General features: G+C 33.8%; 13 protein-coding genes and 1 riboswitch. Of the genes, 3 read left to right on the plus strand and 10 right to left on the minus strand.

The window, feature by feature from the left end:
- Positions 1-92 precede the first annotated feature (92 nt).
- Positions 93-608 (minus strand): hypothetical protein, encoded by a 516-nt coding sequence (locus tag B0A67_RS12805; protein WP_072959023.1) that lies wholly within the window; start codon positions 606-608, stop codon positions 93-95.
- A 167-nt stretch (positions 609-775) separates the two neighbouring features.
- Between B0A67_RS12805 and rpmH the strand changes: the two genes are divergently transcribed.
- Entirely contained in the window at positions 776-937 is a 162-nt protein-coding gene (rpmH, locus tag B0A67_RS12810; RefSeq protein ID WP_008464848.1) for a 50S ribosomal protein L34, read from the plus strand.
- A gap of 144 nt (positions 938-1,081) precedes the next feature.
- Positions 1,082-3,937, plus strand: a complete 2,856-nt coding sequence (carB, locus tag B0A67_RS12815) for a carbamoyl-phosphate synthase large subunit (RefSeq protein WP_072959026.1) — start codon at positions 1,082-1,084, stop codon at positions 3,935-3,937.
- A 65-nt stretch (positions 3,938-4,002) separates the two neighbouring features.
- On the opposite strand, the gene B0A67_RS12820 is transcribed toward carB, so the two are convergent.
- The 7 genes from B0A67_RS12820 to B0A67_RS12850 form a co-directional block, all read right to left on the minus strand.
- On the minus strand, positions 4,003-4,641 hold the full coding sequence (locus B0A67_RS12820) for a hypothetical protein (protein WP_072959029.1): 639 nt from the start codon (positions 4,639-4,641) through the stop codon (positions 4,003-4,005).
- A gap of 232 nt (positions 4,642-4,873) precedes the next feature.
- Positions 4,874-5,272: an inner membrane protein YiaA gene (gene yiaA, locus B0A67_RS12825; RefSeq protein WP_072959032.1), complete on the minus strand. Its 399-nt coding sequence runs from the start codon at positions 5,270-5,272 to the stop codon at positions 4,874-4,876.
- 13 nt (positions 5,273-5,285) lie between these two features.
- Positions 5,286-5,960 carry a TIGR02117 family protein gene (locus tag B0A67_RS12830; RefSeq protein ID WP_072959035.1) on the minus strand — a complete coding sequence of 225 codons (675 nt, stop codon included), beginning with the start codon at positions 5,958-5,960 and terminating at the stop codon, positions 5,286-5,288.
- 276 nt (positions 5,961-6,236) lie between these two features.
- Complete coding sequence (locus tag B0A67_RS12835; protein ID WP_072959038.1) at positions 6,237-6,776, minus strand: DUF4252 domain-containing protein; 540 nt, start codon at positions 6,774-6,776, stop codon at positions 6,237-6,239.
- A 1-nt stretch (position 6,777) separates the two neighbouring features.
- Positions 6,778-7,305, minus strand: a complete 528-nt coding sequence (locus B0A67_RS12840) for a DUF4252 domain-containing protein (RefSeq protein ID WP_072959358.1) — start codon at positions 7,303-7,305, stop codon at positions 6,778-6,780.
- A 10-nt stretch (positions 7,306-7,315) separates the two neighbouring features.
- The gene (locus B0A67_RS12845) at positions 7,316-7,804 is read right to left on the minus strand and encodes a hypothetical protein (protein WP_072959042.1); all 489 of its coding nucleotides are present in this window, start codon (positions 7,802-7,804) and stop codon (positions 7,316-7,318) included.
- Positions 7,791-8,300 (minus strand): RNA polymerase sigma factor, encoded by a 510-nt coding sequence (locus B0A67_RS12850; RefSeq protein WP_072959045.1) that lies wholly within the window; start codon positions 8,298-8,300, stop codon positions 7,791-7,793. Before B0A67_RS12850 ends, B0A67_RS12845 begins: the two co-directional genes overlap by 14 nt.
- A 172-nt stretch (positions 8,301-8,472) precedes the next feature.
- On the opposite strand from B0A67_RS12850, the gene B0A67_RS12855 reads away from it, so the two are divergent.
- Positions 8,473-9,945: a S41 family peptidase gene (locus tag B0A67_RS12855; RefSeq protein ID WP_072959050.1), complete on the plus strand. Its 1,473-nt coding sequence runs from the start codon at positions 8,473-8,475 to the stop codon at positions 9,943-9,945.
- Positions 9,946-10,020: 75 nt separating this feature from the next.
- On the opposite strand, the gene B0A67_RS12860 is transcribed toward B0A67_RS12855, so the two are convergent.
- Together B0A67_RS12860 and B0A67_RS12865 are read right to left on the minus strand one after the other, a co-directional pair.
- Positions 10,021-11,088: a YncE family protein gene (locus B0A67_RS12860; protein ID WP_072959053.1), complete on the minus strand. Its 1,068-nt coding sequence runs from the start codon at positions 11,086-11,088 to the stop codon at positions 10,021-10,023.
- A 5-nt stretch (positions 11,089-11,093) separates the two neighbouring features.
- On the minus strand, positions 11,094-12,956 hold the full coding sequence (locus tag B0A67_RS12865) for a TonB-dependent receptor plug domain-containing protein (protein ID WP_072959362.1): 1,863 nt from the start codon (positions 12,954-12,956) through the stop codon (positions 11,094-11,096).
- A gap of 27 nt (positions 12,957-12,983) precedes the next feature.
- Positions 12,984-13,197: riboswitch (cobalamin riboswitch) on the minus strand.
- Positions 13,198-13,256 lie beyond the last annotated feature (59 nt).

Raw genomic sequence — 13,256 nt, forward strand, 5'->3', positions numbered from 1 at the left:
GCGTACAAGACAAAAAAAATCCCAAATGCCATTAATTGGAATTTGGGATTTTGATATTGTAACTTGAAAATGATATTGTAATTTAAAGAAATCTAGATTTTCTTCATTTGATCTTTCATCATTGTGATTTGTTCTTTCAGCATTCCTTGTTTGTCTAATTTCTTAGCTTCGTTTAGCAAGTTGGTTGCTTCAAGTTTTCTGCGGCGTGACATTGCAACTCCGGCAAGGTTTAATTTTGCCACTGCTAAATCCATATCCATTGATAGTCCAAGTTCGATTGCTTTCTTGAAATGTTTCTCGGCCTGGTTGATATTGGTTTGAGATAACATGATTCCGTGAAGATAATTAAAATATCCTTGTTGTTTTCTAACTAAAGCTGCTTCCGGATTTTTGATGTATGCCAGCCATTTTTTAGCGCCTTCGAAGTCTTGTTTTCTTAATTTAAGGAAGGCTAAAAGGATAAATTCATTTTTAAAGTAAAGAAAAATTGGAATTGCCGTCAATAAAAGAAGGAATATTCCGTTCCCGATATTACTCTCCGTAAATTGCCAAACGCCTGCGACTACTAGAAGTCCGGCCAAAATAAGTTTAATATTCTTATGAAACATAATAGATGTATATTTGTGATTGCAAATATAGTAAAATGAATTAAAAATATTTTTATTAAAGTACTTGCCAGAAAAAAAAGTCTTTGTATATTTGCACTCGGTTTTAGAATAAGGTTATTGTAAAACAAAAAAAGAGATATTAGATACCATTTTAAAGATACAAAGCAATGAGCAAAAGAACGTTTCAACCATCGAAAAGAAAAAGAAGAAATAAGCACGGATTTATGGACAGAATGGCTTCTGCGAATGGAAGAAAAGTTCTAGCGCGTAGAAGAGCAAAAGGAAGACATAAATTAACTGTTTCTAGCGAGCCTAGACACAAAAAATAATGTTTCTATAAACATAAATAAGGCGTTACTTTTTTTAGTATCGCCTTTTTTTATACCTTGTCATTAAATTTTTTGCAACGTTCTAGTTTAGAATGAGCTACGAATGTTTTTTATACGATATTATAACTACACAATACAAATAAAATGCCTAAAGACACATCAATAAAATCAGTTTTAATAATAGGTTCAGGACCTATTGTTATTGGTCAAGCTTGCGAATTCGATTATGCAGGCTCTCAATCTGCACGTTCTATTCGTGAAGAAGGAATTGAAGTTATCTTGATCAACTCAAATCCAGCGACTATCATGACCGACCCAACAATGGCCGATCACGTATATTTGAAACCTTTAACTACAAAATCGATTATTGAAATTCTAAAAGCACATCCACAAATTGATGCTGTATTACCTACAATGGGTGGGCAAACAGCATTGAATTTATGTTTGGAAGCTGAAGAAAAAGGAATCTGGCAGGATTTTGGAGTAAAATTAATTGGAGTTGATGTCAATGCAATTAATATTACAGAAGACAGAGAGCAGTTTAAACAGCTTTTAGAAAAAATAAATGTACCAACTGCACCTGCAAAAACGGCTACTTCATACTTAGAAGGAAAAGAAATTGCTCAGGAATTTGGTTTTCCACTTGTAATTCGTCCTTCGTTTACACTTGGAGGAACCGGAGCGGCTATTGTTTATAAAAAAGAAGACTTTGATGAACTTTTGACTCGCGGTCTTGAAGCTTCACCAATACACGAAGTTTTGATCGACAAAGCTTTGATGGGTTGGAAAGAGTATGAGTTAGAACTTTTAAGAGATAAAAATGACAATGTTGTAATTATCTGTTCGATCGAAAATATGGACCCAATGGGAATTCATACCGGAGATTCGATTACAGTTGCACCAGCGATGACTTTATCTGATACAACTTTCCAGAAATTACGTGATTACGCGATCCTGATGATGCGTAGTATCGGAAACTTTGCAGGAGGCTGTAACGTGCAATTCGCAGTTTCACCAGACGAAAAAGAAGATATCGTAGCGATCGAGATCAATCCTCGTGTGTCTCGTTCGTCAGCATTGGCATCTAAAGCGACTGGTTACCCAATTGCTAAAATTGCTTCTAAACTGGCTTTAGGATACAACTTAGATGAATTGCAAAACCAAATTACAAAATCAACTTCGGCTCTTTTTGAACCGACTCTTGATTATGTAATTGTAAAAATACCACGTTGGAACTTTGATAAATTCGAAGGTGCTGACAGAACCTTAGGTCTTCAGATGAAATCTGTTGGTGAAGTAATGGGAATTGGACGTTCGTTTCAGGAAGCGTTACACAAAGCAACCCAATCTCTTGAGATTAAGAGAAATGGTTTAGGAGCTGACGGAAAAGGATATAAAAACTACGAAGAGATTATCGAGAAACTAACTTTTGCAAGTTGGGATCGTGTTTTTGTAATTTATGATGCTATTGCAATGGGAATTCCGTTGAGCCGTATTCATGAAATCACAAAAATTGATATGTGGTTCCTGAAACAATACGAAGAACTTTATACTTTAGAAAAAGAAATTTCGAATTATAAAATTGATAATCTTCCTAAAGAATTGTTGCTTGAAGCGAAACAAAAAGGTTTTGCTGACAGACAAATTGCTCACATGTTAAATTGTCTGGAAAGCGAAGTGCATACTTTGCGTATGGATAAAAACATTAACCGTGTGTTTAAACTGGTTGATACTTGTGCAGCGGAGTTTAAAGCAAAAACACCTTATTACTATTCTACTTTTGAGGCAGAAATCGAAAAAGCGAATGGTGAGCGTTATGTAGATAATGAAAGTGTTGTAACAGATAAAAAGAAAATCATAGTTCTTGGTTCAGGACCAAACAGAATTGGACAAGGGATTGAATTCGATTATTCTTGTGTGCACGGAGTTTTGGCTGCAAAAGAATGTGGTTACGAGACTATCATGATCAACTGTAATCCTGAAACGGTTTCGACTGATTTTGATACAGCTGATAAATTATACTTTGAGCCGGTTTTCTGGGAGCATATTTATGACATTATTCAGCATGAAAAACCAGAAGGTGTAATTGTTCAGTTAGGTGGACAAACGGCTTTGAAACTGGCTGAAAAATTATCTAAATACGGAGTAAAAATCATCGGAACTAGTTTTGATGCGCTTGACTTAGCAGAAGACAGAGGTCGTTTCTCAGATTTATTGAGAGAATTGAATATTCCTTTCCCACAATTCGGAATTGCTGAAACAGCTGACGAAGCTTCTGCTCTTGCAGATACTTTAGACTTCCCGTTATTGATTCGTCCTTCTTATGTTTTAGGAGGTCAGGGAATGAAGATTGTAATCAACAAAAAAGAACTTGAAGAACACGTAATCAACTTATTGAAAACGATTCCGGGAAATAAATTGCTTTTAGATCATTACTTAGCCGGAGCAATCGAGGCAGAAGCAGATGCAATTTGCGACGCTGATGGTAATGTTTACATCATAGGAATTATGGAGCACATCGAACCTTGCGGAGTTCACTCTGGAGATAGTAATGCTACTTTGCCTCCTTTTAACTTAGGAGAATTCGTGATGCAGCAAATAAAAGATCATACTGTAAAAATCGCAAGAGCGCTAAAAACAGTTGGTTTAATCAACATTCAGTTTGCGATAAAAGACGATACGGTTTATATTATCGAGGCGAATCCAAGAGCTTCAAGAACGGTTCCGTTTATTGCAAAAGCATACGGAGAGCCTTATGTAAACTACGCTACGAAAGTAATGTTAGGACACAATAAAGTAACTGACTTCGACTTTAATCCACAATTGAAAGGATATGCAATCAAACAGCCGGTTTTCTCTTTCAGTAAATTCCATAATGTAAATAAAGCATTAGGACCAGAGATGAAATCGACAGGAGAAAGCATCTTGTTTATTGATGACTTAAAAGACGATCAGTTCTACGAATTGTATTCAAGAAGAAAAATGTATTTGAGTAAATAATCTCAAATTCTGACATAAAAAAAGCTTCAATGAAAATTGGAGCTTTTTTAGTTTTCAGGAATTGCTTAACTGTTTAATTCATTAAAGTTTTGATCCAGTTTCTTGATTAATTTCAGGTATAGTATTTTGTATAGCAGCCAAACTGAGTACGTGATCACGGAAAGAAATACAATTAAAATGCAGTAAAAAATAAGTTGAAAAATAAACGGACTGTTTTGTGAATTATTATGGCTGATGAAGTTTTGATAAGAAGAATTACTATTTAAATATAAATAAGCGAAGACAATAGCGTTGAGATTAAAAATAATTAAGCTAACATAGATATAGTTGTAAACTGATTTTCTTGTTTTTAAGATGTTTTTTGATAATTCATTAAGGTTTGAATGGGCATTGATTTTTTTAAAGTTGAGGTAGAATTGTATTATAAAAAAAATAAAAATGGCATAATAAGAATAATCCAAATATACCATTATCTTGGTATTCTGAACATCCAGTATTTCTTTGGTAAAAAATTCTTTTCCGTCTAAAAAGAACGGAAGGATAGAAAGGGCAAATTCTATTAAGCTAATGATGAAAATTCTTTTGACTATAGAATTTGAATTCAATTGTATTATTCTTCTTAACTCGAGATCTTCAATATAAGTGTTTGCATTTATATTATTCCATGCTATTTTTAAAACATTCAGATGATTCTGGCTCTTCATAAACTAATCTTTTTTGATTAGTCTCTTTTTCTTTGTAAAGTTACAAAGCAAAAACACAATCTATTTAGCTCAGAAGGTTTTAAAAGATAAAGAAACGTTGAGGGAAATATTAAAAAATAAACCGTATAATAAAGGCAATTGATTTATTTCAGGTCCGGGTATAAAAAAAGCTCCAATTACTTGGAGCTTTTTGTGGTTAATTTGGAAGTTGGTTTAGTTAGTGTTTTTAAAATTATTCGTTTTGGCTGAATGACATATTATCTCTGGTATTTTTTTGTACCGAAATAGCACCAAAAAGGGCTAATAAAAAAGCAAATGCATAAAAACCTTTTTCACTAGGAAGGATGGTTGCATTCCAAAGACCGACAGCTAATAATACAATTGATAATAAAGTTCCGAACCAGCAAATTCCGTAGTATATATCTGTAACCGGAAGTTTTTCAAGTCTGTCTCTAACACTTTTTTGCAATGAAACTACCGCGAAAAGGCCAAACATTAAAACGGTAAAATAATATCCTTTTTCATTGAGTAACATTTCGGCTCTTGCAAGTCCAACAATGTATCCAACCATTCCTGCTCCAAGAGCTACCCAAGATGCCGCTATAAAGGCATTCGATGTTTTTTGTACCATGTTTATATTAAATTTATTTATATTTCGAAAAAATTCCTGAATCTGTCGCGGTCCAGTAACAGCATTTTTGGCCACTGGCTTTTAAGGCGCTATTCGCCCAGGTATTGCAAGTATGAAACAAGCTATAACTTCCGGTAGCTTCATAAAAAGCATCGGATTTACCATAAATGGCATCCGTTTTTATGTTGAGGAAATTTCCTGATGCATCTTTCTGAAAACTTTGGGAGATATACCTGATCAAGCGATCGTATTGTTCTTTACTAATCATCATTTTTTTGCAGTCGGCACCTTCTCTTAAGCTTTTGTAATAGGTCGCATGAATCGCAGTTGTGCTTAATCCTGATGCGGCTTTGAATGCAACTGATGCTTTTAAGTCTGACCATTCCGGTGTTTCGAGATAGAAACCTTTGTCTCCCCAGCCCATTGCCAGATATTTATAAGTAGAATCGGCAGCTTTTGTATTGGCAAATTTTACCTGCTGGCTCCAGTCAATCTGATCATTTTTAGTGGGCATAACAATATCAGTATGCACGCCATTGGTTAAAATATAAATTTCGACTTCAGGTTTTGTGTTTGGTTCTTGATCTACTGTGATTTTAGAAAGGGAAAACACAGCTATTAGATATATTAAAATAAGTCCAAAAAGTACAAGGAATATTTTAAGTACAATTTTTAATGCTTTTTTCAATGAAGATTAGTTTTAAGCTAGAGTTAGTTATTTAGTAAGGTTTAAATTAATAAACTTATTTGGTTGGGTACAAATATAATTAAATTACACTCGGATCAAAATAAAAAGAAAAAACATTGTGCAGTATAATCTTTCAAATGTTTGTAGGGAAATAGGGGGTTAATTCAGGTGTTTTTTGAGTCAATATTTATGTTTTTTTTTGTTTTTATAAAAAAGGGAAGCATAAAAAAAGCCCCATAATTATGGAGCCTTCTCGTTTTTAAAGTAAGATAGATGTTATTGTTTAATCAATTGTTGCAAAGGTTTCAGTTGTTCCATGTCTATTTTTGATTCTCTCAAAACAGACATTAAAGTCATGATGTTGTTTGGGTTCATGTTTTTTCCTAATACCCGAACTACTGCAAAACCGCTTTCTTTTTTATTGGCGAACACCACAAACTCTTCGATGTTGTCATCAGTACCAACATAGCTTATTGATGCACCGTCTTTACCTGAGCCAAAACTCATCAATTGCTGGTATTTTGGATTTTTCAGAATGGCTTTGACTTTGGTTTTTTCTGTTTCAAACTCTGCCTGATTTTTGTCACTTGATTTAAAAGCCAGAATGTTCATTTTGTCAAATGATTTCAGGGCTTCATTTTGCTCAGCAGATAATTTTGTTTTGTCTACGTTCAAAATACCAGGCGAAACATCGACGGCAATAAAATTTTTATTGTCTGTATTTTCTACAAAATATTTTTGCAGTGAAGGTTCAGAATTACAGCTTACCAGAGTTACTACTAATAAAAGGGCGGAGGTAAAAACGTTGATTTTCATTTTATTTTTTGCCTTTAGAGGCCTTTTTTAAATCAGAACCACCAGGAAGCTGCATTTTATCGGTAAGTACTGAAATTTCGTTGATATCAAAATTACCTGTTAGGGATAACAAAACTGTCTCGTCGTTTTTAGCGCCGTCAATAAACATTAGCAATTCTTTTACCTGAGAATCAGTAGCACCTGATTTTACTGATATCCTTACGTTTCTGCCACTGTCATTTACTCGCATTAATTCTTCTAAACCGGCAGATTTTACATATTTGTCAGCAGAAGCTTTCATGTCAGCTTCAATTTTAGGGTTCTTGGTTGTGAAGACTTTTAAGTAATCTAATTTTTTAATCAGACTGATATATTGTTGTGTTTCTTTGTCTGAAGCATCAACTTTTACTTTGCTCATTAAGTCAAACATTTTTTTGTTTACAATTACGGATGTTACGTCATCCTGGCCATCAAATTTGTCAAATGCTCCCTGAGCATAAAAAGCGTGGCTAACGAATGCAAAAACTAGTGTTATGATGAAATTTTTCATTTTATTTAATTTATTGTTTAAAAATTTTGTTTTTAGATTGTTCGTATTCTTTAATGTATTGTACACTTTCGATACCTACATTGACATTGTTTGATAATAAGGCCAAAGCTTTTTGCGTTGCGGCAAGTGCTTCTTCAGGATTATCATAGGTTCCTAATTCTGATTGCGCCACAACCGGAGCTGTGTTTTTTTCGCTCGTGTAAAAATAGGTTCCAATTCCCAGTAAAACAACAGCCGAAGCCGCAATTGATAACCACGCTACATTTCGTTTCTTAGTTTGTAATGGTATTGCTTCGCCAGTTCGAGCAAAGCTCTCGGGTTCCTGCGTCGATTTTTGTTCTTTTACCTGAGTGAAATAACCAAACATAGGTTTGTACTGCTCTAAATGCTGCGCAACATTTGGTGAAGAAAAATACGCTTTTAATTCTTTTTCTTCGGCAATAGTCGTTTCTCCCTGAAAGTATTTTTCTAATAGATCTTCTATTTTATTGAATTCCATAACCGTGTGTATTAAGCATTGATTCTCTTATTTTTTTTCTCGCTCTCGAAAGTGCTACCCGAATAGCCGTTTCATTCATGTTGACAATTTTCGCAATTTCATCAAATTCATATTGTTCAACATCGCGTAACTGAATTAATATTTGCAGCTGTTCAGGCAACTGATTTATAATTTTCTCTACCCATTCTAAACTATTAGAATCTTCTAATTTTTTATCTAATAAGGGTTCCCGGTCTGTATAATTATTATGAACAATTTTAAGGTTTCCGGCTCGTTTTGATTTTAACTGATCGAGACAATAATTTTTTGTCATTGTCATGGCAACAGCTTCAACATTGTTATAATCGCTTAAATTCTCTTTCTTGTTCCATAATTTTACCATTACTTCCTGAGTCGCATCTTCGGCCTCTTCGGTACTGGTTAATAATCTTTTTGCCAGACGAAAAACTTTGTCTTTAAAAGGATTTATTAATTCTATAAACACATTTTGATTCATAAAATTTGTTGGTTTTTCGTTGGTTAGTCGTTAGCTTATATAGTCAAGACGAAGCACTATTATTTTTGTTACAGGAAGATGTGTAAATTTTATAACAAAAAACACTTTAAATTTATCATACTTAAAACTAAAGATACTATTTTTACGTTAGTACTACATAGATACTCCCTATATGAAAACAATATTAAAAAGCGTACTGTTATTATTTCTACTTGCATTTTCTTTGCAATCTTGTGAGGATCAGGATGATGTTGAGTCTCCTGCAGGTTTGCAGGTAAATGATTTTGTATGGAAAGGACTAAATCAGTTTTATTTGTGGCAGGCTGATGTGCCTAATTTAGCTGATGATCGTTTTAATAACCAGGAAGCTTTAAATTCTTTTTTAAGAGGGTATTCTAAACCAGAAGATTTATTTCAGGATTTGTTGAATAAACCAATTAGTAAATTCCCTAAAGGTCAGGCAATTGATCGTTTTAGCTGGATCGTTCCTGATTATAGTGTTTTGGAACAAGAACTGCAGGGAACGACAAAAAATAGCGGTGTAGATTTTAGATTAAGCTATAAACCGGGAAGCACAACTAACTTAGTGGGCTATGTACGTTATATTATTCCAAATTCTGATGCTTCAACTAAAGAGATCAAACGTGGAGATCTTTTTACAGCTGTAAATGGGACTCAATTGACAGTTTCAAATTATCAGGGACTTTTGGCTGCTGATAGTTTTACTTTAAATATGGCTTCTTATAATGGAACTGATTTTGTTTCTAACGGAAAAACAGTTTCCCTGGTTAAAACAACTTTAAACGAAAATCCTGTTTTTATTAATAAAGTAATTCCATCAGGAAGTTCAAAAATTGGTTATCTGATGTACAATGGCTTTTATGCCAATTATGACACGCAGCTTAATGCAGCTTTTGCTGAATTGAAATCGCAGGGAATTACAGATCTTATTTTGGATTTAAGATATAACGGAGGAGGTTCTATACAAACTGCAACACGTTTGGCCAGTATGATTACAGGTCAATTTACCAGTAAGATTTTTGCCAAGGAAAAATGGAATGCAAAAATTAATGAGTTTTATGAAAGTGAAGATCCGGAATCTCTTAACAACAGGTTTGTTGATAAAATAGACGGAGCGGCAATTAATAGTTTAAACTTGTCTAAAATATACATTATAACAACAAGCGGTACGGCATCTGCGAGTGAATTAGTGATCAACGGACTGGCACCTTATATTTCAGTAATTCAGGTAGGGGAGACTACTGTTGGAAAAAACGTAGGTTCGATAACTTTATATGATTCTCCAACTTTTGGAAAAGCGAAAAGAAATCCGAATCATAAATATGCGATGCAGCCTTTGGTTTTGAAAATTGTAAATGCAGCGGACTTTGGTGAATATACTGATGGATTAAAACCGACTGTCGAACAATTGGAGCACTTTAGTAATTTAGGTGTTTTAGGAGATCCTTCAGAACCATTATTAAGTGTGGCTATTTCTCAAATTACCGGATCAACAGCTAAAAAAGTCCAGTTAGATAAAGGAATAGCTTTAAAGAACTTTACAGACAGTAAAGCAATGACAGGAATAAGAGATCAAATGTATATAGAAAAAGCTCCTGAAGGACTTTTAAGAGCATTAAAATAAAAATAATAAAAAAGGCTTTCAAAAAAATGAAAGCCTTTTTTATGTTCAGGAAGTAAAACTGAATCTGTTCTTAGATTAGTTATTAAAGTAGAAACCGTTTGGTAAAATAGATACTCCAAATTTGTTTAAAACTGTTCCTGTTAAAGAATAAATATAAATACTTCCGTTATCCTGATAGTTTACGGCATCAGCCACATATAATTTACCGTTTTTTGCAGCAAAGCCGTAAAGAGAACTAATCTCTGTTGCTTTAAATGTTTCTACTGTTGGTAAAGCCGTTGCGTTTGTAGCCATAGAATAAATGCTGTTTCCAATCGTATAATATATTTTACTATTGTCAATATCCAAGAAATCAGGATGTGTTAATCCTGGAAAATCAAGAGTTGATGTTACAGCATTAGTACTTAAGTTGACTTTAACGATCTTACCGGTTGTTTCCGGAGCGGCATAACTAGGTCTTCCGTTACATAATATGTATAGAGTTCCGTTATCTTTTACTAATGAACCAGGAACATCACCTACTACAAAGTTTGATGCCACGGTATTATTTGCCGCGTTTATTACAGTAAGAGAATTTCCTTGTCCGCCTCCGCCTTTGTGTGCAACATAAAGTTTACCATTGTTCTCAATTATTTTTTCAGGTCCTTCAACTACTGCAATTGTAGAAGTAACAGTATTTGAAGCAAGGTCGAGCACCGCTACATAATCATCTGTTTTAACAGCGATATCGCCCCAGTTTGTGATATATCCTTTTCCATTAGCGAAAGCAATGAATCTCGGGTTTTTTAAACTTGTTGTAATAGTCGTAATACTTTTAAAAGTATATCTGTTAACGACTTCTATTTTATTAGAACCATTTACAACAATATACGCTACATCACCATTAAAACTAACAGACAGAGGAGTGTCACCAGTAACTTTCCCCGGGTTTACTAACGAGAATACGTTATTTTCGATTTGTAAATCATCTGATAAATAAGAGATGCTTCCATTAGGCGTTTGAAAATTTCCTTCATTAACAACGAATAATCCACCATCATAATCTCCACGTGGCTCTTGTTTGTCATTGTCATCATTGCTGCACGAGACAAAAAATGCCGAGCTTATCGCAATCGTTAAAAACAGTTTATTAAATCTTTTCATGATATTTAAAAATTAAGGTTAATGTATAAAGTGTAATTTGTTCCCGGCATTTGTCTGCTTATGACAGGCTGGTAATTCTCGTTCCAGATATTGAATATTTGAAAACCAATTTTGTAACTGTTCTTTTTGCCAAAGTCATAATCAGCTCCAATATTACCAACGTTATAATCTTTTACTCTCGTAGCAGGATTATTAAAAGGAGTGCTGTAAACATCGCCATTATAGAGATATTGAAAATAGGAGGAAACTTTTTTCCAGTTGTACGAAACAGCTCCTGTTAGTTTGTGATACGGAACATAAATCAATTGCTTATAAACCAATTCACCACTTATTAATTGTTTGCTTTCGGAAACCGTATAGGCATAAGTTCCGTTAAGTGTAAAATTATGGTTGTCTATTTTGGTTCTCCATTCTAAAAGGACTTCAGCGCCATACGCTCTCACCTTTTTTGTGTTTTCAGGTGACCAATTGTCTCCGCCTCCTTGTGATGGCACCCAACGCAATAAGTCTTTGATCGAATTGTAGTAAGCTGTTACGGATAATGAAAAGTTTTTTGTGAAAAACTCATTACCAATCTCAGCCTGATAAGATGTTTCAGGTTTTAAGTCAGGATTACCGCTCCCTTCCCAAAATAAGTCATTATAAGTTGGCATTCTGAAATTTTTTGAAGCATTAAATTTTATGCGGTAAAAATCTGTAAACAAATATCTTGTTCCTAAAGAAAAAAGAAAAGGATTGCCATAATTATCGGTTATTTCCTGACGAATACTACCATTATAATCCCATTTATCGGTTACTAGATGGCTTAATAATAAACTTGCAGAACCAATTTCCCTTTTTACATTATTGATGCTCGAGCCATATCCTTTATTACGATTATAGTCAACGATAGCATTAAGTTTAATTTTGTTATTGACATCAAAGGCCAGATCATATTTTATAATCGAGGTTTCGACTTTTCCATAAGTAAATAACTCTGAATTAATGTCAGAGAAATATTTGTACGATTCACCAATATGTGCCAATTTTACTTTAGAAGTAAAACGATCAGATTTATTTTCCCATTCTAAAAGGTTTCGGGTATTAAAATCGTCGTATTTTGTTTTGGATGCTGTAGGAGTCGTTAAAGAAAAATGACGTTCTGAATCATAAAACTGACTGTATACTTTTATTACATTTCGGGAATCGATTTTATATCCAAAAGTGGTATTCATACTCGTGTTATAGTATTCTCCGTTACTGTTTCTCTGGTCGCTATTTCCGGGATATTTAAAATCATTCTCTGAACTATTTCGCGAAAAACTAACCTGAAGACTATATTTGTCTGATGAAACCATAGTGCGATAATTGGCATTGTAAGTATCATAACTGCCGGCACTGAAAAAAAGATGATTAGAGAAATCTTTTTTAAATTCTAAATCATTGTTGAGATGTATGCTTCCGCCTATGGCACTGCTGCCGTATAAAACACTTCCGCCTCCGGCTTTTACAGCGATTGAATTAAAATCTCTTGTTCCGATGGTGTTGAAATCTGTCTGACCTAAAAATTGTGAATTAATATTGATACCATTCCAGATAACTGCGGTTTGTGCTGCAGTAGTTCCTCTAAAAGAAGGACCGGAGGTCATACCAAGACCATTTTCCTTAAAATAAATAACAGTATTGTAATTTAAAAGAGAGGTTAAAGAAGATTGATTTTTATTGATGATCGAATCATTTAACACCTGAACCGATTGTGAATTGGAGTATTTCTTAAGATTGGTATCAGAAACTATAACTTCTTTCAGTTTATTAATAGAATCAGTTTGCGCCGAAATCATCTGGCACATCAACAATAAACAAATAGCAAAAAGTTTTTTTAAAGTCATAATTTCTACACTCTTTTTCCCGAGAGCTCGATATTGGTTACAAAGGCAGGTCTCCTGGCTTGCGTTTTGTTGTTTACCTTCCCATTCGCCGGAGCGAGCAGTGGTTTTGGAGTTAACAACAAACATTCGTTTAAGAACAAAGCATACAGTTGCGGGTACAGCTCAAGATTTTCTAATTATTACTTGATTCCCTTTTAATGTGTTTAAAAAAATAAACACAACCTTAATTTCGTGCAAAGATAAAGTTAAAATTGTCGATTTTTCAAATTTGTTTATGTTTTAAAAACAAATTCTAATCAA

Origin of the sequence: Flavobacterium aquidurense (genome assembly GCF_002217195.1) — a bacterium.
Lineage (GTDB): Bacteria > Bacteroidota > Bacteroidia > Flavobacteriales > Flavobacteriaceae > Flavobacterium > Flavobacterium frigidimaris.